This is a genomic window from Bradyrhizobium canariense (assembly GCF_018130465.1).
Taxonomy (GTDB): domain Bacteria; phylum Pseudomonadota; class Alphaproteobacteria; order Rhizobiales; family Xanthobacteraceae; genus Bradyrhizobium; species Bradyrhizobium canariense_C.
In genome coordinates this window covers 861,136-884,369 of record NZ_JAFCKJ010000003.1, presented here as the reverse complement: position 1 = coordinate 884,369, position 23,234 = coordinate 861,136, and the positions used below count along the sequence as shown (strand labels likewise).

Here is a 23,234-nt window from a genome sequence, read left to right as displayed (position 1 = left end):
CTCGTGTCGGCTCTTGTGCCCTAAGCTACGAATTATGAGGCAATCATAGGGTTCCAGGGCGCTTGTATAATACACGCCAAGTTCCAGTGTAAACAGCACTATCGGTCGAGAATCCTAAACAATTGGAAAGCTTTGCACTGCCTAGGCAGGTGTCTGGCGCGGCGGTGTGCAGTGCTGCATTTTCCCGGCACGGACGATCAGCGTGCAAACTCTGTGCAATGCTCGAACGCGGTGTGTGCCGGGCTGAGTGGCGCCGCTCGGGGCCGTGAGGCGGGCGGCCCGCAAGAACGGTTCTAAATCGCGCGGAGGCCGTTTCGGTTGTCAGGAAAATCAGCATCGTTCATATCGGCCGCCACAAAGGGAGCGCAGGATGGACGAACTGAACGGCAAGCTGATCGCGTGTCAGATTCTGATCACGGGACTGATCGCACGCGTTGCCAACGAGCAACGTGATCCCCTGCGCTTTCTCACCGACTTCCGCGACGAGATCAAAGCAGTCGTCAATGGCGTCAACATCGCCGGCATGGACCACAGTGATCGCGTGCGCGCCGTGGCACAGAAGACCGTCGACGAATTGTTCTCGCTGATGAAGCCGCCGAGCAGCGATTGATGTGGGGCGCGCGATCGCAAATATCGGTGCATTCTCGAGCTCTCTTTAGAACCAGTCCAATCTTGTTTTAGAACGATTTCAAACTGTAGTTTAGAATCGTTTTGATCTGGACTTATTCAAGGGTTCTCGCGGCTTGCTCGCATTGACCCGCTATTTTGCGGTCGATACCAACACTCCAATCGTTCGTCGAAGTGAATGAGCGAACAGGAATATGGGGCGTGTGGTAATGGGGCAGGTGGTCGCACCGAAATCGTTGCGTTCGGTCGCAGCATTCGATGAAAAGTTCACGAGCGTTTCCGGCAAGAAGGTCTCCGCTGTCGCGGGCCTGATCGCGGCAGCGTCGGTGTCGAGCGGCGCGGAGGCGCAGCAGTCGAATCTGCCGCCGGTGACGGTCGACGCTCCCGTCGCGCGTCCGCGTCCGGTGGCTTCGAAGCCGACGGCGGATCAGGTCCGCGCGCGCAATGCGCTTCGCCGCGCCGCGCAGCGGCAACAGGCGGCGCAGCAGACCGCTCCCACCGTCCCCGCCGGCGAAGTCGACCGCAATCCGTATTCCGATCCGGCGGCGCCCTACAAGGTCGACCACGTCCAGGCCTCCGGCAAGTTTCCCGAGCCGATGCTGAACACGCCGAAGACCATCACCGTGCTCAGCAAGGAAGTGCTCGAGGACAAGAACGCCACGACGCTGAAGGAGATCGGGCGCTCGACCGCCGGCGTGACGCTGGGATCGGGGGAAGGCGGCAACGCGTTCGGCGACCGCTTCTTCATCCGCGGCTTCGATGCGCGCAACGACGTCTTCATCGACGGTATCCGCGATCCCGCGGTCTCGATCCGCGAGAACTTCTTCACCGAGCAGATCGAGATTCTGCGCGGCCCGGCCTCGTCCTACGCCGGCCGCGGCACCGCCGGCGGCGCCATCAACATCGTCACCAAGCAGGCCGGCGACGTCAATTTCAAGCGGATGGACACCGAGTTCGGCACCGACAGGACCAAGCGCGTCACGCTCGACGTCAACCAGGTCATCGACCCGACGTTCTCGGTGCGCACCGGGGGCTTGTTCCAGGACGCCAACGTCGCCGGCCGCGATTACGTGACCGACAACCGCTGGGGCAGCTTCATCTCCACCAAGTATACCCCGACCAACGACATCAAGATCACGACGAACTACGTCCACACCGACCTCAGCGGCTACCCTGATTTTGGCGTGCCCTACTACAAGCAGGGCAACGTGCCGGTGACCTCGGCCGGCATTCCGCGTGGCAACTGGTACGGCTTCCTCAACCGCGACTTCCAGACCGCGCGGCAGGATTTCGGCACCGGCACGATCGAATACAAGGTCAACGAGGCCATTACGCTGAGCAGCAAGGTGCGCGGCGAGCATTCGCTGCTGAACTATATCGGCACGCTGCCGCAGAACCCGAACACGACCAGCCCCAATCCGCTGCTCTGGACCACGACGGCCAGTGCGCAAAGCCGCTACCAGAACGTGGACGTGTGGGCCAACCAGAACGAGGCCACGTTCAAGCTCGACACCGGCGGGGTCAAGCACACCGCGGTGTTCGGCGTCGAATATTCGAACGAGAACATCTCGATCGATCGTTACACCGGCCTCTCGTCGGAACTGTTCGGCGGCGGTTCGACCAGCAACGGGGCGGTCACGGGGGTCAACCTCTACTCGCCGCAGTACACCTACATTCCCTTCAGCAACACGCCGTCGCTGGTTGGAAATCCGACGCGCTATGGCGTCAACACCAGCAGCGTCTACGTCATGGACACCGCGAACTGGCAGGACACGATCATCGTCAATGGTGGCGTGCGCTATGATGGCTACAGCCAGAGCTCGTCGACCAACGCGGATCATCTCAAGCAGAACGCCGATCTCGTCAATTACAATGTCGGCCTGGTCTACAAGCCGATGTCGATCGGCAGCCTCTATGCGGCCTATGCGACCTCGGCCAATCCGTTCGGATCGGAGCTTGACGCGACCGGCACCGATTACGGCGGCATTCCCGCCAACACGGCTATCTTGCTCGGGCCGGAGCGCAACAAGGCCGCCGAACTCGGTACCAAATGGGAGCTGGCGGATCGCCATTTGCTGGTCAGCGCCGCGCTGTTCCAGACCACGAAGGACAATGCGCGCGAAACCGTCAGCGGCCTGCTGACTTCGGGCGCTGCCTACAGGATCCAGGGCATCGACATCGAGGCCGAGGGCAAGATCACCGACCGCTGGAGCATCTTCGGCGGCCTGGTGTTGATGCAATCGAAGGTCACGCAGAGCGGCGTCGCCTCAAATCTCGGCCTGCAGCTTGCCAACGTGGCCCATCAGTCGTTCAGCATGCTGACCAAGTACAAGTTCGACGACGGCTGGGAGCTGGGCGGTCAGGCGGTGTACCGGTCGAAGGTCTATGGCGGCACGTTCGCGGCCAATACCGGCAACGAGCTGCCGAGCTACTGGCGCTTCGACGCGTTCGTCGAGAAGAAGATCGACAAGAACTGGACGATGAAGTTCTACGCCCAGAATCTCACCAACAAGCTCTATTACGACACGCTCTATCGCAGCGCGGTGCCGTTCGTCGCGGTCGCGCCGGGGCGGGCGTTCTACCTCATCACGACGGCGAAGTTCTAATCATGTTGACGTGCCTGCCTGGCGTTCTGAGCAAGGATGATGTGGCGGATTTCCGCCGCATCATGGACGCCAGCGAATGGGAAGACGGCCGTTCCACGGCCGGCTCGCAGTCGGCGATGGTCAAGCGCAACGAGCAATTGGCCCCCGACGGCGAGGTCGCGCGAAAACTCGGCAACCGCATCATCTCGGCGCTGACGTCGAACCCGCGCTTCATCGCGGCGGCAATTCCGCTCCAGATCTTCCCGCCGCTGTTCAACCGCTATGCGGCCAACAGCGGCCACCATTTCGGCCTGCACGTCGACAATGCGATCCGCGGCGACCGCCTGACCGGCCTTCGCATCCGCACAGACCTGTCGGTCACGCTGTTCCTGGCCGAGCCGGAGGAGTACGACGGTGGCGAACTTGTGATCGAGGACACCTACGGTTCGCACGAAGTCAAGTTGCAAGCTGGGGACTGCGTGCTCTATCCCTCGACCAGCCTCCATCTCGTCACCCCGGTGACGAGGGGAACGCGGGTTGCGTCTTTCTTCTGGCTTCAGAGCATGATACGGGACGATCAAGCCCGGAGCATGATCTTTGACCTCGACACCGCGATACAGGCGCTGGTGGAACGGCTCGGGCGTGACGATCCCGAAACGGTCAAATTGACGGGTATCTATCACAACCTCATTCGCTACTGGGCCGAAGTATGAAGATCATGTCCTTCCAAGCAAGCCTTGCCGCAGCTCTGGTGCTGGCGGCCGCCTGGCTTGCATCCCCTGTTTCTGCCCAGACACAGGCCGGGCCCGCGGCACCGGTCCAGTCGACGGCTCAGCCGTCCGCGGTCAGCCCGGCCCCGGTTGTTGCTCCGCCTGCGGCGCCCCAGGCTGCCGCGCCTGCGGCCGCAAAGTCCGATACGGCAGCCGGCATCGCGCCCGCCATGAAGGAATTGTCGCCCTGGGTGATGTTCCAGTCGGCGGATATCATTGTGAAAGCGGTGATGATCGGGCTCGCCTTCGCATCGCTCATGACTTGGACGGTCCTGATCGCCAAGTCGATCGAATTGTCGATCGCCGCGACCAAGCTTCGTTCGGCGCTGAAGAAGATCGCGGAGGCGCGCTCGCTCGCGGAAGCGCAGATGGCGCTCGGCTCCAAGGAGGGCATCCTGCCGTCGTTCCTGGCGGCGGCGCTGCGGGAGGCGCGGATGTCGGCCGGCCTGTCCAGCGATACCGGCATCAAGGAGCGCGCGGCTTCGAGCTTCTCCGAGATCGTGCGCGCGGAGGCGCGGCGCATCCGCGTCGGCATGGGTGTGCTCGCGACCATCGGCTCCACGTCGCCCTTCGTGGGCCTGTTCGGCACGGTGTGGGGCATCATGAACAGCTTCATCGGCATCTCGAAGTCGCAGACCACGAATCTCGCCGTCGTCGCGCCCGGTATCGCCGAGGCGCTGCTCGCCACCGCGATCGGGCTGGTCGCCGCCATTCCCGCCGTCATCATCTACAACTACTTCTCGCGCGTCACGAAGAGCTATCTCGAGCTCGTCAGCCGTGCCTCGGGCGCGGCGGGGCGGTTGCTCTCGCGCGATCTCGACCGCAGCCACGGCAGCGTGCATTCGCGCGCGGCGGAGTGAATCATGGGCGTTTCGCTCGCAGACAATGATGACGACGACGATTTCGGCGAAACGCATGAAATCAACGTCACGCCGTTCATCGACGTCATCCTGGTGCTGCTGATCATCTTCATGGTCGCAGCGCCGCTCTCGACCGTCGACCTGCCGATCGATCTGCCGACGTCGAGCGCGACGCCGCAGAAGAAGCCGGACAAGCCGACCTATCTCAGCATCAAGCCCGATCTGACGCTTGCCATCGGAGAGAACCCGGTCCACCGCGCCGAGTTGATCGGCACCCTCGACGGTCTGTCCGACATGAGCAAGGACAAGTATGTCTTCCTGCGCGCCGATCGCTCGGTGCCGTATGGCGAGTTGATGGGCATCATGGAGCTCTTGCGCTCAGGCGGCTATTCTCGGGTGAAACTGGTTGCGCTGGAAGGCGCTCCGGGGGCGCCTGCGGCAGGCGCCGCTCAGCCTTAGAGGCCCGCGATGTCGGACGAGTCCAGACCACCCCGGACGCTTTGGATTTTAGCTGCGGTGGCGGCGCTCGCGCTGCATCTGGGTGGTGCCGCGCTCGCGCTGGCCCATCTGCGGGCCGATGACGGCGACGATGGCCTCGGCGCGGCCGGCGCGGAGTTCGCTGTCGAGATGGCCTCGCCGAAGGCGCCTGACACCGACCTTCCGCCAGGACCGGATAGCGAAGCGATGCAGGAGCAGCAGGCGCTTCCCGAGCAAAAGGCCGAGACCAAGGAAACCGAGCTTCCAAAGGATCAGTCGCAACAGGTCGACGATCCCGATCGGGTCGTCACCGAAAACATCTCGAAGAAGCCGCAGGACGAGGATCCGAAGATTGCGGCGGTCGAAACGCCCGCTGCGGAGGCCTCGCCGAAGTCCGTTGCGACGGCGCGGCAGACACTCGATGAGGACGCGCGCGAGGCCGAGAAGGCGCTGGCGCCTGTGCTTGGCATCGGCAAGGACATGCTGAAGCTGACGGCCGACTGGAACCGTAAAATCAGCGCGCACCTCACGGCCCACAAGGTCAACCCGGAGGGCAAGGAGCCCAACAATCAGAAGGTCAAGGTCTCCTTCGCGATCAACCGACGGGGCAACGTGCTTTCAGTCGACGTCGTGGAGTCGTCCGGGGATGCAGCTTACGATACGGCCGCGATCTCGATTGTCCGCAAGTCAGATCCCATCCCGCAGCCGCCTGCCGGACTGACCGAAGATCGGTTCGAGCGCACCGTCGACATCATCTTCACGCCGCCGGACGCGAAGAAAAAGAAGAAGACGGCTCAGCGCCAGTAGAGCCGGATCCCGACATAGACCACGACCAGGCAGACGAAGATCAGCGCGACCGGGAGCGGCCGTTTCTGGGTTACGCTTGCGGTCGCTGTCCCGAAGAAATTTGCCTTCTTCGGCTTCGGTTCTGGGCGGCGGAAAGCGGTAACATTGTCCGCCGCCGGCTCAGCCGCCCGGGAACGGACGTCGGGCGGGGTTCCCGCGCCGCCCATCTCGGCATAGTAGGCCTTATAGATTGCGGCGATGGTGGCCTCGGTAGCCTCACCCTCGTTCATCTGCGCCAGCAGGTTCTTGTAGCTCACGAGGAACTCCTGCGCCCCCGGAGGCAGCGCGGACGACCCGTTGAGCTTGGCCATCATCTTCCAGGTGGCGAAATCGGCGCGGGCACGGGTATCGGCGCGTCGCGCGATCAGCATATCGGCAGCTTTGACCAAGTCGGCCTCTGGCCCTTCGGCTTGTGTTCGGGTGTGGCTGTTCAACTAAGCATTGCCGGTCAGGAAGAGAACAGCCTGAATCACATAACCGGTCAACGTTCGCAGTATTGCTGAAATAACATCAAGATTTAGACCGAACTGGGAGCCCGCCAGCGGCAGCAGGATCAACAGACCGATCAGGATCAGCATCCCGAACGGCTCGAGCCGGGCCAGCGGCAGGGCGAGCGGCCGGGGCAGCAGCCCGACCGCGACGCGCCCGCCGTCGAGCGGCGGGATCGGCATCATGTTGAACACCGCCAGCACCGCGTTGATCAGCAGTGCATTCTTGAGGTTGTCGAAGATCCATTGCGCCGAGTTGGCCGGAGCCCAGGGCAGGGCGTGGAGGGCGAGAGCCGCCACGAGCGCCAGCAGGATGTTGGTGGCGGGCCCGGCCAGCGCCACCCAGACCATGTCGAGCCTGGGGTTGTTGAGCTTGCGGAAATTCACCGGCACCGGCTTGGCATAGCCGAACAGGAACGGCGAATGCGCGAACAGCAGCATCGCCGGCAATATCAGCGTGCCGAACGGGTCGATGTGGCGGAGCGGGTTAAAGCTGACACGGCCGAGCTGCGAGGCGGTGTCGTCACCGAGACGGTATGCGACGAAGGCGTGCGCAGCCTCGTGGAAGGTGATGGCGAGCACCAGCGGCAGCACCCACACCGAGAGGTCATACAAAGAAATGTTCACGGCTCGTCTGTCCCGGTTTGCCTTCGGTCTTGCAGCCGACCCAGCCAAACCGGTGGTGCAGCAACGATTCACCTCAACATAGGGTGGCCGGTTCCGAAATGCCACGCCGCAAATGATCCGCCAGCAGTGCCGCCGGGTGCGACAGGTTGCGCGCGCAATGGAGGCGGATGTCCGCCGCCGGCAGCGGCGGCAAGCCGTCGCGTTCCGACAGGGCGCGCAGGCGAGGAGGCATGGTGCCGGCTTTCACGACCGTGATCGCGAGGCCCTCCGCCGCGATCGCCTCCACGGCGGCAAGCGTGCGGCTGACAAAGGCGAGCCGCCAGGGCCGGCCGGCGGCATCGAGGGCCTCCGTGGCCCATTGCCGGAACAGGCAGCCCGGCGGGTAGAGCGCGACGGGCAGCGTGTCCTGTGCCTGTGCCGGATACGATTTGGCCGCGGCCCACACCGCCTGCTCGGGTCGCAGCAGTTCGCCATCGCCGCATCCTTCGGGATGCATGGCGATGACGAGGTCATAGGCGTCGCCGAGTCGCGCCGGCATCGTCGCGGTCAGCCCGGTCTCGATCTCGACCCGGATCTCCGGATGGCATTTGGCAAAGTGCGCCAGCAGGGGCGGAATGACGATCGTGCCGTAATCGTCCATCACGCCGAGGCGAACCACGGCTTCGCGCTTGCCCGCGCGAAGCGCATCGACGGCCTCGGCATTGAGGTCGAGAAGCCGCTTCGCATAGACGAGCAGCTCGTGACCGGCCACGCTCAGTGTCACGCCCGACCTCGTGCGGTGAAACAGCCGGACGCCGAGCCGCTCCTCGAGGCGCCTGATCTGGACACTCACCGCCGACTGGGTGCGGTTGAGCACGTGGGCTGCGCGCGTGAACGAGCGATGCTCGGCAACGGCGAGAAAGGCCTTCAGCAGATCAGGATCGAGCACGGGTGCGGTCATGACGAAAACTTATCCCAGCATGACGGAAATTCCATTCCCTGTTTCGGCGCGCCTCGTATGCTGCTCCTGGAGTTCATCGAGGGAGGAAGCGTGGGCGAGACTTTCGGCGTATTCGCCGCCATCCTGTCGAGTGCACTTGGTGGCACCTCGATCGGCGCCACGCGCTATCTCGTCAGCGCGATCGATCCGCTGGTGATCGGCTCGTTCCGGTTCGGGATCGGCTTTCTCCTGTTGTTGCCCCTGACGCTGCTGCGCGGCGACCGCTGGCCGGGGCGAGGGGACTGGGCCGCCGCGGTCGGGCTCGGCCTTCTGTTCTTTGCCCTGTTCCCAATTCTGTTCAATGCATCCCTGATCTTCACGACCGCCGCGCGCGGCGCGCTCGCTTTGTCGACGCTGCCGCTGTTGTCGCTCGTGATCGGGGCCGCGCTTGGCGCCGAGGCGCTGACCTGGCGCAAATCGATCGGCGTCGTGATTGCGACGCTTGGCGTTGCCGTAGCGCTCCTCTCCGACCTGACCTCGGCGCCGCCGGGCGCCTGGCGCGGCGACCTCCTGATGATGGTGGCGGCACTGTGCATGGCGCTCTACGGCATCTGGTCGAAGCCGCTGATTCGGCGCTCCAGCCCGCTTGCCTTCACGACCATGAGCATGGCGGCGGGCGCAGCCTGCCTCATCCTGCTCTCGTGTGTCCGCGGCAGCTTTGCGCCTGTCGCCGGTTTCGGCGCCCCGCAATGGCTGGCCGCTTTCTATCTCGGCGCCTTCGGCGCGGCGCTGACCTTCTATCTCTGGGCTTTCGCACTGGAGCGAACGACGCCGACGCGTGTTGCGATCTCGGTGACGGTCAATCCGATCACCGCGTCGCTGGTCGGCGCCTGGCTGCTGAACGAGCCGTTGCGCTGGAATCTGGCGGCGGGCATCGTCGCGGTGTTCGCCGGGATCTGGATCGCGACGACGACGGGCCCGCGTGCTCAGGCGGCGGGCGCGTCTGCGTCAGGCCAGACCTGACATCACGCCGGAATGGTTCCCGGATATTGCGTCAGCCCGTCGTCGAGCTTCAGCCAAGCGAGCTTCTCCGAGACCCAGATGTGCTCGGTCGGCGCGAAGGCATTGCGATCGTCGAACGTCGTCAGTGCGACGCCCGCCAGCGTGCCGTTGCGCCGCCAGGAGAACAGCCGTGTGCCGCAGCGTTTGCAGAACACGCGGTCGATGTTCTCGGACGACGCATAGCGGGCGGTGTCGCCCTCGACGGTCAGTGCGCGCTGGTCGAACTGCGCGCGGACGAAGTAGGGCGAGCCCATTGCCTTCTGGCACATGCGGCAATGGCAGATGCGAACGTTGAGCGGCTCACCTTCCGCCTTGAACCGCACCGCGCCGCACAGACATCCGCCTTCTCTGATCATGACGCCCTCAGTAAGTTGCGCGCCCGCCGGATATGTCGAACACCGCGCCGGTCGAGAACGCGCAGTCCTCCGAGGCGAGCCAGGCCGCCATCGCGGCGAGCTCTTCCACCAGCACGAAGCGCGCTTTGGGAATCTTCGACAGCATGAAATCGATATGCTGCTGTGTCATCTGGTCGAAGATCGCGGTCTTCGCAGCCGCGGGCGTCACCGCATTGACCATGATGTCATGTGCCGCCAATTCCTTGCCGAGCGACTTCGTCAGCGCGATCAGGCCGGCCTTGGACGCCGAATAGTGCGAGGCGTTCGGATTGCCTTCCTTGCCGGCGATCGAGGCGATGTTGACGATGCGCCCGTATTTCTGCTTGAGCATCGTGGGCACGATGGCCTTGCAGACGATGAAGGGGCCGTCGAGGTTGATGCGCAGGACTTTCCGCCATTCCTCGAGATCGGTTTCCCAGACCGGCTTGTTGACGCCGGCGATGCCGGCATTGTTGACCAGGATGTCGATCTTGCCGAAGGCGGCAAGCGTCGCATCGCGGGCCTGCTCGACGGCCGCGGTGTCGGTGACGTCGACCTTGAAGACGCGGGCGTTGTCGCCGATTTCCTTCGCCGTCTTCTCGGCCAGTGCGGCGTCGAAATCCCAGATCGCCACCTTGGCGCCGGAGGCGACGAAGCGCTGTGTGATGGCGCGGCCAAAGCCCTGCGCGCCGCCGGTGACGATGGCGACGCGGCCGTTGAGATCGATCTTGTTCATGCTGGATGCCTTGGCGTCAGAGCATGTAGCCGCCGTCGACGACGAGGTCGACGCCGGTGGTGAAGGCGCTCTCGTCACTGCCGAGATAGACCGCCATGGACGCGATCTCGTCGGCGGTGCCGAGCCGGCCCATCTTCTGGCGGGAGACGAACATCTCCTTGCCCTGCGGCCCTTGCGCGGCGGCGCGGTCGAGCATCGAGGGCGTCTCGACGGTGCCCGGGCAGATGCTGTTGCAGCGGATGCCCTTGGTGATGAAGTCGAGCGCGACCGCGCGCGTCAGCAGCGACACCGCGGCCTTCGAGGAGCTGTAGACGTAGCGGTTGGCCGGCGGCCGCAGCGCCGCGCAGGAGGAGATGTTGACGATGCTGCCGCCGCCCCCCGCGAGCATGTCCGGCAGGAACGCCCTGATGGTCCGGTGCATCGACTTGACGTTGAGGTCGAACGAGAAATCAAAATCCTCTTCCGAACACTCCAGGATGGTGCCGTGATGCACGAAGCCCGCCGCGTTGAGCAGGATGTCGACCTTGCCGACGCGCTTGGCGAAGGCGTTGACGTCGGCGGTGTTGCGCACGTCGAGCTTGGCGGTCTCGGCGATGCCTTCCTTGGCCAGGCTCGCGATGCCGCTCTCGTTGATGTCGGTGGCGATGACGGTTGCGCCTTCACGCGCGAATGCGATGGCGCATGCGCGCCCGATGCCTGCCGCTGCAGCCGTGACGACGGCTCGCTTTCCCTTGAGGCGGTCTGCCATGGTCTTGTTCTCCTCACTTATTTGTCTGTTGCATCGTCATTGCGAGCGAAGCGAAGCAATCCAGAATCTCACCGCGGAGACAGTCTGGATTGCTTCGTCGCTTCGCTCCTCGCAATGACGCGTGGTTAGTGATTATCCCGCGCCACACCAAACGTGCCGGCGACGTTCTGGTAGCGCGTGGCGAGCTCCATGCAGGCACCGGTCGACTGCTGGCCAACGGTGTTGCGATAGAGCTCCTGCCACGGCGTCTGGTTCGGCGGATGCTTGAAGCCGCCATTGGCCGCCAGTTCGGCGTGGCGCTTCTTCACCTCCTCGTCGGAGATGAGAATGTTGGCGCTGCCCTTGTTCAGGTCGATGCGCACCTTGTCGCCGTTCCTGAGGATCGCCAGCCCGCCATTGGCGGCGGCTTCCGGCGAGGCGTTGAGGATCGAGGGCGAGCCCGATGTGCCGGACTGGCGGCCGTCGCCGATGCAGGGCAAAGCGAGGATGCCGCGTTTGATCAACGCCGCGGGCGGTTGCATGTTTACGACCTCGGCGCCGCCGGGATAGCCGATCGGACCGGTGCCGCGGACGAACAGCACGCAATGCTCGTCGATGTCGAGCGAGGCATCGTCGATCCGCTCGTGATAGTCCTCCGGTCCTTCGAACACGATGGCGCGGCCCTCGAAAGCGTTGAGGTCCTTGGGGTTGCTGAGATAGCGGTCGCGAAACTCCTTGGAGATCACGCTGGTCTTCATGATCGCGGAATCGAACAGATTGCCGCGCAGCACCAGGAAGCCGGCGTCCTTCACCAGCGGCTTGTCGTAAGCCCAGATCACGTCGTTGTCGGGCTTTGGCGCATTGGCGCAGTTCTCGCCGATGCCGCGGCCGTTCACGGTGACCGCGTTCTCGTGGATCCGCTTGTGCTTCATCAATTCGCGCACCACCGCCGGCACGCCGCCGGCGCGGTGGAATTCCTCTCCGAGATAGAAGCCGGCCGGCTGCATGTTGACCAGCAGCGGCACGTCGTGGCCGACCTTCTGCCAGTCGTCGATGGAGAGCTCCACGCCGATGTGGCGCGCCAGCGCGTTGATGTGGATCGGCGCGTTGGTCGAGCCGCCGATGGCCGAGTTGATCACGATGCAGTTCTCGAACGCTTCGCGGGTCAGGATGTCGGAGGGTTTTAGATCCTCCCAGACCATCTCGACGGCGCGCTTGCCCGTCTCATAGGCGATCTGGCCGCGCTCGCGATAGGGAGCGGGGATCGCCGCACAGCCCGGCAGCGAGAAGCCGAGCGCTTCCGCAAGCCCGTTCATGGTCGAGGCGGTGCCCATGGTGTTGCAATGGCCGACCGAGGGCGCCGATGACGCCACGATCTCCATGAATTCTTCATAGTCGATCTCGCCAGCGGCGAGCCGCTCGCGCGACTTCCAGACGATGGTGCCGGAGCCGGTGCGCTCGCCATTGTGCCAGCCGTTCAGCATCGGCCCGCCCGACAGCACGATCGCGGGCAGGTTGACGGTCGCCGCCGCCATCATGCAGGCCGGCGTGGTCTTGTCGCAGCCGGTGGTCAGCACCACGCCGTCGAGCGGATAGCCGTAGAGGATCTCGACCAGGCCGAGATAAGCAAGGTTGCGGTCGAGCGCCGCGGTCGGGCGCTTGCCGGTCTCCTGGATCGGATGGGTCGGGAATTCCATCGCAATGCCGCCGGCCTCGCGAATGCCTTCGCGGACGCGATGGGCAAGCTCGATGTGGTGGCGGTTGCAGGGGGAGAGGTCGTTGCCGGTCTGGGCGATGCCGATGATCGGCTTGCCGGACTGGAGCTCGGCGCGGGTGAGACCGTAGTTCAAATAGCGCTCCAGATAGAGCGCGGTCATGCCCGGATTATGCGGATTGTTGAACCATTCCTGCGAGCGGAGGTGGCGGCGAGCGCCGTTGCCGGCGGGGGCATGCCCATTGGTTGGTTTTTTTGTCATTGGTTTCTCCTGCAATGCAAACGCACTGGCGTCCGTTTTATGGTGTCGGCTTGTGCGATGCCCAACGGCGCAAGCAATGACTTGCCTGCCCGCTGGCGGGGCGTTTCTTCACAAATCCGATACTAATCATGGCCACTTGGTAACGCTACCATTTTGTTCGCGGCACCCGCGCCTGAAACGGCCGGGCGGTTGTCCGCACGCCGCGGCGACGAGCTTTGCCGCTCGATCACCTTGAAGCCGAGATCGAGCACCGGATGCTCCGGGCGGCGTCCGTCGATCGCGTCGATCAGCATGGTGGCGGCGGTGTTGCCCATCTCGTAGCGGTTGGTGCGCACGCTCGTGAGGGTCGGGACGGCGGAGGCCATGAATTCGAGATCGTTGAAGCCGACGATCGCGATCTGTTCGGGTATCGCGATCTCGCGGCGCCTGCATTCGAACAGCACACCCAGCGCGAGGTCGTCATTGGCGCAGAACACCGCGTCCATGCCGGGCTCGCGCGCCAGGAGATCGGTGAACAGGGCGCCGCCGAGCGTCACCGAGGTCGGTGTCGCCGTCGTGACGACGAGGCGTTGCTCGAACAGTCCGGCGTCCTTCATGGCCGAGACGTATCCGTCGAGCCGCCGCTGCACCCGCGGATCCATTCGCGCGCCGACGAAGCCGATCTTGCGGTGACCTTGCGCGAACAGGTGTGCAATCGCCGCGCGGGCTGCGTCATAGTGCGAAAAGCCGATCATCATGTCGACCGGATTAGGGCCGATCTCCATGATTTGCACGATCGGGCAGTCGGCGGCATCGAGCATCGCGCGCGATTCCGTGGTCTGGTCGATGCCGGTGACGATCAGCCCGGCCGGCTTCTGCGCAAGAAACAGGCGCAGCAGCTTCTCCTCCTGGAGAATACTGTAGCGTGTGTTGGACAATTGGATCGAGTAACGGCTGTTTTCGGAGGCGTCGTAGATGCCGCGCAGCACGTCGGAGAAAACGTTATTGGTCAGTGACGGAATCAAGACACCGATCACCTCGGTGCGCTGCGAGGCCAACGCGCGTGCCGCCAGGTTCGGCACATAGCCGAGCTCCCTGGCCGCGCTCTCGACCCGTGTCCGCTTGGCCACCGACAGCGCCTCGGGATTGCGGAAGAAGCGGGACGCCGTGATCGGGCTTACGCCGGCAAGCTCGGCGACTTCCGCCAGCCGGATTTTGCCTGACTTGGTGCGGTTTCGACCCATTTGCTGCTCTTAACACACTCACTGTCGCAAACAAAGGAACGTTGACAGCGCTACCAGCACAGACTAACCAAAGACAAATTGCCAAAACCGCACAAACTGCCGACAATGTCGCCCGCTAAGGTGGGGCTTCGGTTGGTGAAGTCTGAAAAAACAAGACGGTCGCGGCGCGAGAGGCGTCGTGGACTTTCGAGGAGGGAGCTAGATGTCGTCTGTGCAAATCCGCGACGTGCGGAAATCGTTCGGCAATTTTGAAGTCCTGCACGGCGTTTCGATTCCGATCGAGGACGGCCAGTTCGTCGTCCTGGTTGGCCCCTCCGGCTGCGGCAAGTCGACGCTTCTGCGTATGCTCGCCGGTCTCGAGAACATCACCTCAGGCACGATCTCGATCGGCGACCGCGTCGTCAACAATGTCCAGCCCAAGGAGCGGGACATTGCGATGGTGTTCCAGAACTACGCACTCTATCCGCACATGACGGTCGGCGAGAACATGGGCTTCTCGATGAAGCTGCGGGGCGAGAGCACCGAAGAGATCAACAAGCGCGTCAAGCGCGCCGCCGAGATCCTGGCGCTGTCGCCGCTGCTCGAGCGCTATCCGCGCCAGCTCTCCGGCGGCCAGCGCCAGCGCGTCGCCATGGGCCGCGCCATCGTGCGCGATCCGCAGGTGTTCCTGTTCGACGAGCCGTTGTCGAACCTCGACGCCAAGCTGCGCGTCGCGATGCGCACCGAGATCAAGGAGCTGCACCAGCGGCTGAAGACCACGACCGTCTACGTCACCCACGATCAGATCGAGGCCATGACCATGGCCGACAAGATCGTCGTCATGCATGACGGCATCGTCGAGCAGATGGGTACGCCGCTCGAACTCTACGACAAGCCCGACAACCAGTTCGTCGCCGGCTTCATCGGCTCGCCGTCCATGAACTTCCTGAAGGGTCATGTGCGCGTCAACGGCGTGGCGACCTTCGAGGGGCCGAACGGCGTCAAGCTTCCGCTCCAGAACGCGCCGGCGGCGTCCGACGGCCGTCCTGTCGTTTACGGCGTACGTCCCGAGCATTTCACCATCGCTGACGACGGTGCCGATGCCGAGATCGTCGTGGTCGAGCCGACCGGCTCGGAAACGCAGGTGTTTGCGAAGCTCGGTGGTGAGCAGGTCGTTGCGGTCTTCCGCGAACGTCACCAGTTCAATCCGGGTGACAAGGTCAAGCTGAAGCCCGATCCCTCCGTGGTTCATCTGTTCGACGAGGCGACGGGAAAACGCGTGTAGCGACGCCGAAGAACTGCCCAAGCAGAACTGCCCAATACAAGACGACCCAATACAAATATAAAATTTAGGGAGAGAACGATGAGCGATTTCGACAGGCGAAGTGTGCTTAAAGTCGGCCTGGGTGGCGCAGCGTTGCTGGCCGGCCCGGGCATCGTCCCGGTGCGTGCGGCGGAGTGGACCAACACGCCCGAGCCGAACGCCTCGATCCGGGTGCTGCGCTGGAAGCAGTTCATCCAGGCCGAGTTCGACAAATTCGCCGAGCAGACCAAGGCGTTCTCCGAGAAGACCGGCGTCAAGGTCAAGCTCGAGGCCGAGAGCTGGGAGGACATTCGTCCCAAAGCTGCGGTCGCCGCCAATGTCGGCGCCGGTCCCGACCTGATCATCGGCACGCTCGATGATCCGCACAAATTCCCGGAAAAGCTGATCGACATGACTGACATCGCCGACTATCTCGGCGCGCAGTATGGCGGCTGGTATCCGGTTGCCGAACGCTACGGCAAGAAGGGTAACAGCTGGATCGCCATTCCGCAGGGCGCAACCGGCGGCTGCCTAAACTACCGCATCAGCCACGTGAAGGCCGCCGGCTTCGATGAGTTTCCCAAGGACACCGCCGGCTTCCTCAAGCTCTGCCAGGCGCTGAAGAAGAACAACACGCCAGCCGGCTTCGCGCTCGGCCACGCAACGGGCGACGCCAACGGCTGGTGCCAGTGGGCGCTGTGGGCATTCGGCGGCAAGGTCGTCAACGACAAGAACGAGGTCGTGATCGACTCGCCGGAGACGATCGCCGCGCTCGAATACGTCAAGCAGCTCTACGAGACCTTCATCCCCGGCGTGCTGTCGTGGAATGACTCGAACAACAACAAGGCGTTCCTCAACGGCGAGCTCAGCCTGACGCTGAACGGCATCTCGATCTGGACCGTCGGCAAGAACTCCACCGACCCGAAGCAGCAGGAAATTGCCAAGGACATGAACCACGCGCCGATGCCGATCGGTCCCGTGGGCGTGTCGACCGAGCAGCAGAACGTGCTCGTCTATTACGGCTACAAGCACTCGAAGTATCCGAAGGCGGTCAAGGAATACATCAAGTTCATGATGGACAAGCCGAACTACGACGCCTGGGAGGTCTCCTCCAACGGCTACGTGTCGCCGCCGCTGCCGGCCTACAACGACAACCCGGTGTGGACGTCGGACCCGAAGATCACGCCGTATCGCGACTGCCTGAAACGCTGCCGCGACAACGGCTTTGCCGGCGATCTCGGCTACGCCTCCGCCGCCGTGATGGGCGATTTTGTCGTCGTCGACATGTTCGCCGAGGCGGCGTCGGGCTCGGTGACGCCGAAGGCGGCAGCCGCACGCGCAGCCGAGCGCGCCAAGCGCTACTACCAGGTCTGATCAGCTCCAATCTACGCGGCGTCCGGTTCGCCGGACGCCGCGACTTTTCGTTGAGGGGAATCCGACATGGCAGTTATGGCCGAGCCCGTTGCCGCGCAGGTCAAGCGCAGCAGCTTGTGGACGAGAGCATTCGAGAGCCGGCATTTCCTCGGCGCGATGTTCATGGTGCCGGCAATCGCCATCCTCATCCTGTTTCTGGCTTACCCGCTGGCGCTGGGCTTCTGGCTCGGCATGACCGATACCAAGATCGGCGGGGCCGGGCGTTTCATCGGCTTCCAGAACTTCGTCTCGCTGTCGAAGGACTCGGTGTTCTGGCTGTCGGTGTTCAACACGATCTTCTACACGGTCGCCGCCAGCGCGGTGAAATTCGCCATCGGACTTTACCTGGCGCTGCTGCTCAACGAGCGGCTGCCGTTCAAGTCGATGGTCCGCGCCATCGTGCTGTTGCCCTTCGTCGTGCCCACGGTGCTCTCCGCGATCGCGTTCTGGTGGATCTATGATAGCCAGTTCTCGATCATCTCCTGGGTGTTGATCAAGGCCGGCCTGATCACGCGCTATATCGATTTCCTCGGCGATCCCTGGAATGCGCGCTGGTCGGTCGTCGCCGCCAATATCTGGCGCGGCGTGCCTTTCGTGGCGATCACGCTGCTGGCGGGACTTCAGACCATCTCGCCCTCGCTCTATGAGGCCGCCAATCTCGACGGCGCGACCAATCTGCAGCGCTTCCGCCACATCACGCTGCCGATGCTGTCGCCGATCATCGCGGTCGTGATGACGTTCTCGGTGCTGATGACCTTCACCGACTTCCAGCTGATCTACACCATCACGCGCGGCGGGCCGATCAACTCCACCCATCTGATGGCGACGCTGTCGTTCCAGCGGGCCATCACCGGCGGCAATCTCGGCGAGGGCGCAGCGATCTCGAACGCGATGATTCCGTTCCTGGTCGCGGCGATCCTGCTTAGCTTCTTTGGGCTTCAGCGTTCCCGCTGGCAGCAGGGCGGGAGGGACTGACCATGAGCACGACGGACGACCAAAGCGTCGGAATGGACTATCTGGAAAGTTTTCCGCGAAAATTTTTCCGCGTCTACCTTCCGCTCGGCCTGATCATCTTCTTCCTGCTGTTCCCGTTCTACTGGATGGCGGTCGCGACGTTCAAGCCGGACGCGGAGATGTACGACTACGAAAAGTACAATCCGTTCTGGATCGTGCATCCGACGCTGGAGCACATCAAGAAGCTGTTCTTCGATACCGACTATCCGCTCTGGATGTGGAACACCGTGATCGTCTCGGTGTCCTCGACCTGTATCTCGCTGTTCGCCAGCGTCTGCGCTGCCTACGCGATCGAACGCCTGCGCTACAAGGGCTCGCGCTATGTCGGCCTTGCGATCTTCCTCGGCTATCTCGTGCCGCCCTCGATCCTGTTCATTCCGCTGGCGGCGATCGTGTTTCAGCTCGGCCTGTTCGACGGCAACCTGGCGCTGATCCTGACCTATCCGACCTTCCTGATCCCGTTCTGCACCTGGCTCCTGATGGGCTATTTCCGCACCATCCCCTATGAGCTGGAGGAGTGCGCGCTGATCGACGGGGCGACGCGGCTGCAGATTCTGATGAAGATCACGCTGCCGCTTTCGCTGCCGGGAGTGATCTCGGCGGGCATCTTCGCCTTCACGTTGTCCTGGAACGAGTTCATCTACGCGCTGACCTTCATCTCCTCGTCCGAGAACAAGACGATCCCCGTCGGCGCGATCACCGAGCTCGTCAATGGCGACGTCTACCATTGGGGGGCGCTGATGGCGGCGGCTCTGACCGGCTCGGTTCCCGTAGTTATCCTTTATTCCTTCTTCGTGGAGTACTATGTGTCGGCGATGACCGGCGCCGTGAAGGAATGATCGCGGGGCCTGCCTTGAGAGCGCGCCTGGACGAATCGCCAAGGGCGGCGCGTTCCGGCCAATAAGAAGGAGTAGGCTCTTGCACATTCTGGTTCTGGGCGCCGCCGGCATGGTCGGCCGCAAATTGTGTGAACGGCTGTTGCGCGACGGCCGGCTCGGCAAGAGCGACATCACCAAGCTGACCATGCATGACGTGGTCGAGCCGAAGACGCCGGAAAAAGCCGGTTTTGCCGTCGAGACCGTGTCGAGCGATTTCGCCGTCCCCGGCGCCGCCGAGAAGCTGATCGCCGGCCGTCCGGACGTGATCTTTCATCTCGCCGCGATCGTCTCGGGCGAGGCCGAGCTCGATTTCGACAAGGGCTACCGCATCAACCTCGACGGCACGCGGATGCTGCTCGATGCCGTCAGGCTCGCAGGCGGCGGTTACAAGCCGCGCGTGGTCTTCACCTCCTCGATCGCGGTGTTCGGCGCGCCGTTCCCCGATGCGATCGGCGACGAGTTCTTCCACACGCCGCTTCTGAGCTACGGTACGCAGAAGGCGATCGGCGAACTGCTGCTGGCCGACTATTCCCGCCGCGGCTTCCTCGACGGCATCGGCATCCGCCTGCCGACCATCTGCATCCGGCCCGGCCTGCCCAACAAGGCGGCATCGGGCTTCTTCTCCAGCATCCTGCGTGAGCCGCTGGCCGGCAAGGAGGTGGTCCTGCCGGTCTCCGAGGACGTCCGCCACTGGCACGCCACGCCGCGCTCCGCCGTCGGCTTCCTGCTGCATGCCGGCACCATGGATCTCGCCGCGGTGGGGCCGCGCCGCAACCTGACCATGCCGGGCCTGTCGGCGACGGTTGGCGAGCAGATCGCTGCGCTGAAGCGCGTCGCGGGCGACAAGGTCGCCGCCCGCATCAAGCGGGAGCCCGATCCCTTCATCGTCGGCATCGTCGGCGGCTGGCCGCGCAACTTCAATGCGAAGCGGTCGCTCGAGCTCGGCTTCACCACCGCCGAGAAGACTTTCGACGACATCATCCGCATTCACATCGAAGACGAGCTCGGCGGCAATTTCGTCGCCTGACCTCTGACTGAGCGGGTAAAGTGATGGCGAGCGTTGCTTGCATCGGCGAATGCATGGTCGAGCTCCGGCAGGCCCAGGGTGGACAATCCGCCGGACATTCCAGCGGGCAGGGTGGGGGCCTCTACTCGCGTGGATTCGGCGGCGACACCCTCAACACGGCGGTGTATCTCGCGCGGCTCGAGGTCAAGGTCGATTATCTCACCGCGCTTGGCGACGACGCCCTGAGCGATGAGATGATCGCGGCCTGGACTGCGGAGGGCGTCGGCACAAGGCGCGTCGCGCGGTTGCCAGGCAAGCTGCCCGGCCTCTACATGATCCAGCTGGATGCGAAGGGCGAGCGCCAGTTCTTCCACTGGCGCGACAGTGCGGCGGCGCGCCAGCTGATGAATCTGCCGGAGACGGACGATCTCCTCAACTCCCTGATGAGTTACGACGTCGTTTATCTCTCTGCGATCACGCTCTCGATCTACGACGCGGCCGGGCGCGAGCGCCTGTTCGCGGCGATCAAGCGCGCGCGCCTGCTCGGCACCCGCTTCGTGTTCGACACCAACTTTCGCGCGCGCGGCTGGCCCGACCGCGATGTCGCGCGCGAGGTGTTTGCAGCGACCTTCGCGGCTGCCGACATCGTGCTGACCTCGACCGAGGATCTGCTCGCCCTCTATCCCGGCGAGAGCCACGAGCAATTGATGGCGCGCATCCCCACGCCCGAGCTGGTGTTCCGTCTGGCCGAGCCCGTCAGCCTGCTGCGCTTCCCCGGGGCGACCCATGAGGTCCGCGCCGAGCCCATGACCAAGCCCGTGGTCGACACCACCGCGGCCGGCGACAGCTTTGCGGCGGCCTATATCGCGGCGCGGCTCGCCGGTTCCGACCCGGTCGAGGCCGCCCAGGCCGGGCACCGCCTCGCCAGCCTCGTGATCTGCTATTCCGGCGCCATCATTCCGGGTTATGCCATGCCGCCGAAGAAACGGCACCGGCCGGCGACCTCTCGCCAAGCGACCAAGTAAGATCGAGGCCCATGACCACGACCGCCCAACAGAACCACCTCGTCGCGCTCTTTAAGGCCGCGACCGTCATTCCCGTCCTCACCATCGAGCGTATCCAGGACGCCGTGCCGCTGGCGCGTGCGCTGGTGGCCGGCGGTGTCCGTACGCTGGAGGTGACCATGCGCACCCCCGTTGCGATCGAGGCTGCGAGGGCGATGATGGCCGAAGTCCCCGAGGCGGTCGTCGGCATCGGCACGATTCTCAATCCGGCCGACTTCGTCCGTGTCGAGAAGCTCGGCGTCGCGTTCGGTATCAGCCCGGGTCTGACCCCGGACCTGTTGGAGGCCGCCACCCATAGCTCCTTGCCGTTTGCGCCGGGTATCGCCACGGCGTCCGAGTTGATGATGGCGCTGTCCTACGGCTTCGACGTCGCAAAATTCTTCCCGGCCGAGCAGGCCGGCGGCATCAAGGGGCTGCGCTCGCTGGGTGGGCCGTTCCCGAACGTGCGGTTCTGCCCCACTGGCGGCGTCGGCGAGGCCAATGCGGCCACCTGGCTCGCGGAGCCCAATGTGGTCGCGGTCGGCGGTTCCTGGCTGTGCCCGACGGCGGAGATCAGGGCCGGGAACTGGGCCGGCATAACTGCCATCTGCCAGCGCACCCTCCAGGCCCTTAAACCCGCGTGAAGTCTTGCCATCCCTGGGCTAAGACTTAGGTCAGCAAGGGACCGCAGGGAGAATGACCATGACCGCCAGCATCGTCGGATGGGCGCATACGCCGTTCGGCAAGTTCGACACCGAGACCGTGGAAAGCCTCGTGGTGAAGGTCGCCAACGAGGCGCTTGCGGATGCCGGCATTTCGGCAGGCGACGTCGACGAAATCGTGCTCGGCCATTTCAACGCCGGTTTCTCGCCCCAGGATTTCACGGCCTCGCTGGTGCTTCAGGCCGACCCGAAGCTGCGCTTCAAGCCGGCGACCCGGGTCGAGAACGCCTGCGCCACCGGCTCCGCCGCCGTCCATCAGGGCGTGCGTGCGATCGCGGCCGGCGCGGCCAGGATTGTCCTCGTTGTCGGCGTCGAGCAGATGACGCGCACGCCGGGGCCGGAGATCGGCAAGAACCTGCTCAAGGCGTCCTATCTGCCTGAGGACGGCGACACCGTCGGCGGCTTCGCCGGCGTGTTCGGCAAGATCGCCAGCTCCTATTTCCAGAAATACGGCGACCAGTCCGATGCACTGGCGCTGATCGCGGCCAAGAACCACAAGAACGGTGTCGCCAATCCCTTCGCCCAGATGCGCAAGGACTTTGGCTTCGAGTTCTGCCGCGCCGAGAGCGAGAAGAACCCCTACGTTGCCGGCCCCCTGAAGCGCACCGACTGCTCGCTGGTCTCCGACGGTGCCGCGGCGCTGATCCTGGCCGATGCCGAGACCGCCAAGGGCATGAGCAAGTCGATCGGCTTCCGCGCCACCGCGCACGCCCAGGATTTCCTGCCGATGTCCAAGCGCGACATCCTCCAGTTCGAGGGCTGCACGGTCGCCTGGCAGCGCGCGCTGGAGAAGGCGGGTGTTGCGCTCACCGATCTCTCTTTCGTCGAGACCCATGACTGCTTCACCGTCGCCGAGCTGATCGAGTACGAAGCGATGGGCCTGACGCCGAGGGGGCAGGGCGCCCGCGCCATCAAGGAAGGCTGGACGCTCAAGGACGGCAAGCTGCCGGTCAATCCGTCCGGTGGCCTGAAGGCCAAGGGCCATCCGATCGGCGCCACCGGCGTCTCCATGCACGTGATGACCGCGATGCAGCTCGCAGGGCAGGCGCCCGAGGGCATGCAGCTCAAAAATGCACAACTCGGCGGCATCTTCAACATGGGCGGTGCCGCGGTCGCCAACTACGTCTCCGTGCTGGAGCCGCTGAAGTAAGGCTGCAGGGTGGGCAAGGCGAGAAGCGCCGTTCCCACCTTCCTTCTTGCGCTAGATCATGGTGGGCCCGCCCCGGGCCCTTAAAGCTCTTGATCGATTTGCAGGGAATACATCATGAGCAATGACTACGAAGACTCGCTGTCGATGGACACACTCAACGACCGCATCGCAATTCTCGAGGACAATATCCGCCAGCTCATCGAGCAGGCCGCGGCCGCCTCGGGTGAGCAGAACGAGTCGCGGATCGCGGACCGCATCAACCAGCAGAATGAGGAGCTCGACCGCCTCATCAAGATCCGCGAATCCCGCCAGAAGAAATAGCGGCCTTTTCGCCGCCGGCGCATGCGGCCATACGCCGGCCGCCCTTGCGCACGCGCCGCCGCTGCCGTTAGCTGGACCGAAATCGTAGGGCCGCCTTGAGCCCGCGCA

The 23,234-nt window shown here is 64.0% G+C and carries 24 protein-coding genes; 16 read left to right on the top strand and 8 right to left on the bottom strand.

What is annotated here, in order from left to right:
- The first annotated feature begins 370 nt into the window (after nt 1-370).
- The 6 genes from JQ591_RS13075 (at nt 371) to JQ591_RS13050 (ending at nt 6,126) form a co-directional block, all read left to right on the top strand.
- Nucleotides 371-610: a hypothetical protein gene (locus tag JQ591_RS13075; RefSeq protein WP_211396371.1), complete on the top strand. Its 240-nt coding sequence runs from the start codon at nt 371-373 to the stop codon at nt 608-610.
- A 226-nt stretch (nt 611-836) separates the two neighbouring features.
- Nucleotides 837-3,233, top strand: a complete 2,397-nt coding sequence (locus JQ591_RS13070) for a TonB-dependent receptor (RefSeq protein ID WP_211396462.1) — start codon at nt 837-839, stop codon at nt 3,231-3,233.
- Nucleotides 3,234-3,235: 2 nt separating this feature from the next.
- Entirely contained in the window at nt 3,236-3,925 is a 690-nt protein-coding gene (locus JQ591_RS13065; protein ID WP_211396370.1) for a Fe2+-dependent dioxygenase, read from the top strand.
- Complete coding sequence (gene exbB / locus JQ591_RS13060) at nt 3,922-4,842, top strand: tonB-system energizer ExbB (RefSeq protein ID WP_211396369.1); 921 nt, start codon at nt 3,922-3,924, stop codon at nt 4,840-4,842. The genes JQ591_RS13065 and exbB overlap by 4 nt, the downstream gene beginning before the upstream one ends.
- A gap of 3 nt (nt 4,843-4,845) precedes the next feature.
- Nucleotides 4,846-5,301: a TonB system transport protein ExbD gene (gene exbD, locus JQ591_RS13055; protein ID WP_211396368.1), complete on the top strand. Its 456-nt coding sequence runs from the start codon at nt 4,846-4,848 to the stop codon at nt 5,299-5,301.
- A 9-nt stretch (nt 5,302-5,310) separates the two neighbouring features.
- A complete protein-coding gene (locus JQ591_RS13050) occupies nt 5,311-6,126 on the top strand; it encodes a TonB family protein (protein WP_211396367.1) in 816 nt (271 codons plus the stop codon).
- Here the strand turns inward: JQ591_RS13050 and JQ591_RS13045 are convergent.
- The 3 genes from JQ591_RS13045 to JQ591_RS13035 all read right to left on the bottom strand — a co-directional run bounded on the left by JQ591_RS13045 (nt 6,114) and on the right by JQ591_RS13035 (nt 8,220).
- On the bottom strand, nt 6,114-6,536 hold the full coding sequence (locus JQ591_RS13045; RefSeq protein WP_211396461.1) for a hypothetical protein: 423 nt from the start codon (nt 6,534-6,536) through the stop codon (nt 6,114-6,116). The genes JQ591_RS13050 and JQ591_RS13045 overlap by 13 nt on opposite strands.
- Nucleotides 6,537-6,599: 63 nt before the next feature.
- A complete protein-coding gene (locus JQ591_RS13040) occupies nt 6,600-7,280 on the bottom strand; it encodes a site-2 protease family protein (RefSeq protein ID WP_211396366.1) in 681 nt (226 codons plus the stop codon).
- A 73-nt stretch (nt 7,281-7,353) separates the two neighbouring features.
- Nucleotides 7,354-8,220, bottom strand: a complete 867-nt coding sequence (locus JQ591_RS13035) for a LysR family transcriptional regulator (protein ID WP_211396365.1) — start codon at nt 8,218-8,220, stop codon at nt 7,354-7,356.
- Between the two features lie 90 nt (nt 8,221-8,310).
- Between JQ591_RS13035 and JQ591_RS13030 the strand changes: the two genes are divergently transcribed.
- Nucleotides 8,311-9,222, top strand: coding sequence for a DMT family transporter (locus JQ591_RS13030; protein WP_211396364.1), 912 nt, complete (start codon nt 8,311-8,313; stop codon nt 9,220-9,222).
- Nucleotides 9,223-9,224: 2 nt separating this feature from the next.
- On the opposite strand, the gene JQ591_RS13025 is transcribed toward JQ591_RS13030, so the two are convergent.
- The 5 genes from JQ591_RS13025 to JQ591_RS13005 all read right to left on the bottom strand — a co-directional run bounded on the left by JQ591_RS13025 (nt 9,225) and on the right by JQ591_RS13005 (nt 14,297).
- Nucleotides 9,225-9,617, bottom strand: a complete 393-nt coding sequence (locus JQ591_RS13025; RefSeq protein ID WP_211396363.1) for a GFA family protein — start codon at nt 9,615-9,617, stop codon at nt 9,225-9,227.
- Nucleotides 9,618-9,624: 7 nt separating this feature from the next.
- The gene (locus JQ591_RS13020; protein WP_211396362.1) at nt 9,625-10,371 is read right to left on the bottom strand and encodes an SDR family NAD(P)-dependent oxidoreductase; all 747 of its coding nucleotides are present in this window, start codon (nt 10,369-10,371) and stop codon (nt 9,625-9,627) included.
- A gap of 16 nt (nt 10,372-10,387) precedes the next feature.
- Nucleotides 10,388-11,119 carry an SDR family oxidoreductase gene (locus JQ591_RS13015; protein WP_211396361.1) on the bottom strand — a complete coding sequence of 244 codons (732 nt, stop codon included), beginning with the start codon at nt 11,117-11,119 and terminating at the stop codon, nt 10,388-10,390.
- 125 nt (nt 11,120-11,244) lie between these two features.
- Nucleotides 11,245-13,074 carry an IlvD/Edd family dehydratase gene (locus JQ591_RS13010; RefSeq protein WP_211396360.1) on the bottom strand — a complete coding sequence of 610 codons (1,830 nt, stop codon included), beginning with the start codon at nt 13,072-13,074 and terminating at the stop codon, nt 11,245-11,247.
- Between the two features lie 122 nt (nt 13,075-13,196).
- A complete protein-coding gene (locus JQ591_RS13005) occupies nt 13,197-14,297 on the bottom strand; it encodes a LacI family DNA-binding transcriptional regulator (protein ID WP_211396359.1) in 1,101 nt (366 codons plus the stop codon).
- Nucleotides 14,298-14,499: 202 nt separating this feature from the next.
- On the opposite strand from JQ591_RS13005, the gene JQ591_RS13000 reads away from it, so the two are divergent.
- The 9 genes from JQ591_RS13000 (at nt 14,500) to JQ591_RS12960 (ending at nt 23,126) form a co-directional block, all read left to right on the top strand.
- Nucleotides 14,500-15,561: an ABC transporter ATP-binding protein gene (locus tag JQ591_RS13000; protein ID WP_211396358.1), complete on the top strand. Its 1,062-nt coding sequence runs from the start codon at nt 14,500-14,502 to the stop codon at nt 15,559-15,561.
- A 78-nt stretch (nt 15,562-15,639) separates the two neighbouring features.
- Nucleotides 15,640-16,953 carry an ABC transporter substrate-binding protein gene (locus tag JQ591_RS12995; RefSeq protein WP_211396357.1) on the top strand — a complete coding sequence of 438 codons (1,314 nt, stop codon included), beginning with the start codon at nt 15,640-15,642 and terminating at the stop codon, nt 16,951-16,953.
- 66 nt (nt 16,954-17,019) lie between these two features.
- Entirely contained in the window at nt 17,020-17,967 is a 948-nt protein-coding gene (locus JQ591_RS12990) for a carbohydrate ABC transporter permease (RefSeq protein WP_211396356.1), read from the top strand.
- Nucleotides 17,968-17,969: 2 nt separating this feature from the next.
- Entirely contained in the window at nt 17,970-18,845 is an 876-nt protein-coding gene (locus JQ591_RS12985) for a carbohydrate ABC transporter permease (protein WP_211396355.1), read from the top strand.
- 79 nt (nt 18,846-18,924) lie between these two features.
- On the top strand, nt 18,925-19,911 hold the full coding sequence (gene denD / locus JQ591_RS12980) for a D-erythronate dehydrogenase (protein WP_211396354.1): 987 nt from the start codon (nt 18,925-18,927) through the stop codon (nt 19,909-19,911).
- 23 nt (nt 19,912-19,934) lie between these two features.
- Nucleotides 19,935-20,915 carry a sugar kinase gene (locus JQ591_RS12975; RefSeq protein WP_211396353.1) on the top strand — a complete coding sequence of 327 codons (981 nt, stop codon included), beginning with the start codon at nt 19,935-19,937 and terminating at the stop codon, nt 20,913-20,915.
- Between the two features lie 11 nt (nt 20,916-20,926).
- Nucleotides 20,927-21,577, top strand: a complete 651-nt coding sequence (eda, locus tag JQ591_RS12970; RefSeq protein ID WP_211396352.1) for a bifunctional 4-hydroxy-2-oxoglutarate aldolase/2-dehydro-3-deoxy-phosphogluconate aldolase — start codon at nt 20,927-20,929, stop codon at nt 21,575-21,577.
- A gap of 58 nt (nt 21,578-21,635) precedes the next feature.
- Nucleotides 21,636-22,805: an acetyl-CoA acetyltransferase gene (locus tag JQ591_RS12965; protein ID WP_211396351.1), complete on the top strand. Its 1,170-nt coding sequence runs from the start codon at nt 21,636-21,638 to the stop codon at nt 22,803-22,805.
- A 114-nt stretch (nt 22,806-22,919) separates the two neighbouring features.
- Nucleotides 22,920-23,126, top strand: coding sequence for a hypothetical protein (locus tag JQ591_RS12960; RefSeq protein WP_211396350.1), 207 nt, complete (start codon nt 22,920-22,922; stop codon nt 23,124-23,126).
- The last annotated feature ends 108 nt before the right edge of the window (nt 23,127-23,234 follow it).

Coding starts and splice junctions, on each gene's coding strand:
- JQ591_RS13075 (WP_211396371.1), top strand. CDS start 371: ATGGACGAACTGAACGGCAAGCTGATCGCGTGTCAGATTCTGATCACG.
- JQ591_RS13070 (WP_211396462.1), top strand. CDS start 837: ATGGGGCAGGTGGTCGCACCGAAATCGTTGCGTTCGGTCGCAGCATTC.
- JQ591_RS13065 (WP_211396370.1), top strand. CDS start 3,236: ATGTTGACGTGCCTGCCTGGCGTTCTGAGCAAGGATGATGTGGCGGAT.
- exbB (WP_211396369.1), top strand. CDS start 3,922: ATGAAGATCATGTCCTTCCAAGCAAGCCTTGCCGCAGCTCTGGTGCTG.
- exbD (WP_211396368.1), top strand. CDS start 4,846: ATGGGCGTTTCGCTCGCAGACAATGATGACGACGACGATTTCGGCGAA.
- JQ591_RS13050 (WP_211396367.1), top strand. CDS start 5,311: ATGTCGGACGAGTCCAGACCACCCCGGACGCTTTGGATTTTAGCTGCG.
- JQ591_RS13045 (WP_211396461.1), bottom strand. CDS start 6,536: ATGCTGATCGCGCGACGCGCCGATACCCGTGCCCGCGCCGATTTCGCC.
- JQ591_RS13035 (WP_211396365.1), bottom strand. CDS start 8,220: ATGACCGCACCCGTGCTCGATCCTGATCTGCTGAAGGCCTTTCTCGCC.
- JQ591_RS13025 (WP_211396363.1), bottom strand. CDS start 9,617: ATGATCAGAGAAGGCGGATGTCTGTGCGGCGCGGTGCGGTTCAAGGCG.
- JQ591_RS13020 (WP_211396362.1), bottom strand. CDS start 10,371: ATGAACAAGATCGATCTCAACGGCCGCGTCGCCATCGTCACCGGCGGC.
- JQ591_RS13015 (WP_211396361.1), bottom strand. CDS start 11,119: ATGGCAGACCGCCTCAAGGGAAAGCGAGCCGTCGTCACGGCTGCAGCG.
- JQ591_RS13010 (WP_211396360.1), bottom strand. CDS start 13,074: ATGACAAAAAAACCAACCAATGGGCATGCCCCCGCCGGCAACGGCGCT.
- JQ591_RS13005 (WP_211396359.1), bottom strand. CDS start 14,297: ATGGGTCGAAACCGCACCAAGTCAGGCAAAATCCGGCTGGCGGAAGTC.
- JQ591_RS13000 (WP_211396358.1), top strand. CDS start 14,500: ATGTCGTCTGTGCAAATCCGCGACGTGCGGAAATCGTTCGGCAATTTT.
- JQ591_RS12995 (WP_211396357.1), top strand. CDS start 15,640: ATGAGCGATTTCGACAGGCGAAGTGTGCTTAAAGTCGGCCTGGGTGGC.
- JQ591_RS12990 (WP_211396356.1), top strand. CDS start 17,020: ATGGCAGTTATGGCCGAGCCCGTTGCCGCGCAGGTCAAGCGCAGCAGC.
- JQ591_RS12985 (WP_211396355.1), top strand. CDS start 17,970: ATGAGCACGACGGACGACCAAAGCGTCGGAATGGACTATCTGGAAAGT.
- JQ591_RS12975 (WP_211396353.1), top strand. CDS start 19,935: ATGGCGAGCGTTGCTTGCATCGGCGAATGCATGGTCGAGCTCCGGCAG.
- eda (WP_211396352.1), top strand. CDS start 20,927: ATGACCACGACCGCCCAACAGAACCACCTCGTCGCGCTCTTTAAGGCC.
- JQ591_RS12965 (WP_211396351.1), top strand. CDS start 21,636: ATGACCGCCAGCATCGTCGGATGGGCGCATACGCCGTTCGGCAAGTTC.
- JQ591_RS12960 (WP_211396350.1), top strand. CDS start 22,920: ATGAGCAATGACTACGAAGACTCGCTGTCGATGGACACACTCAACGAC.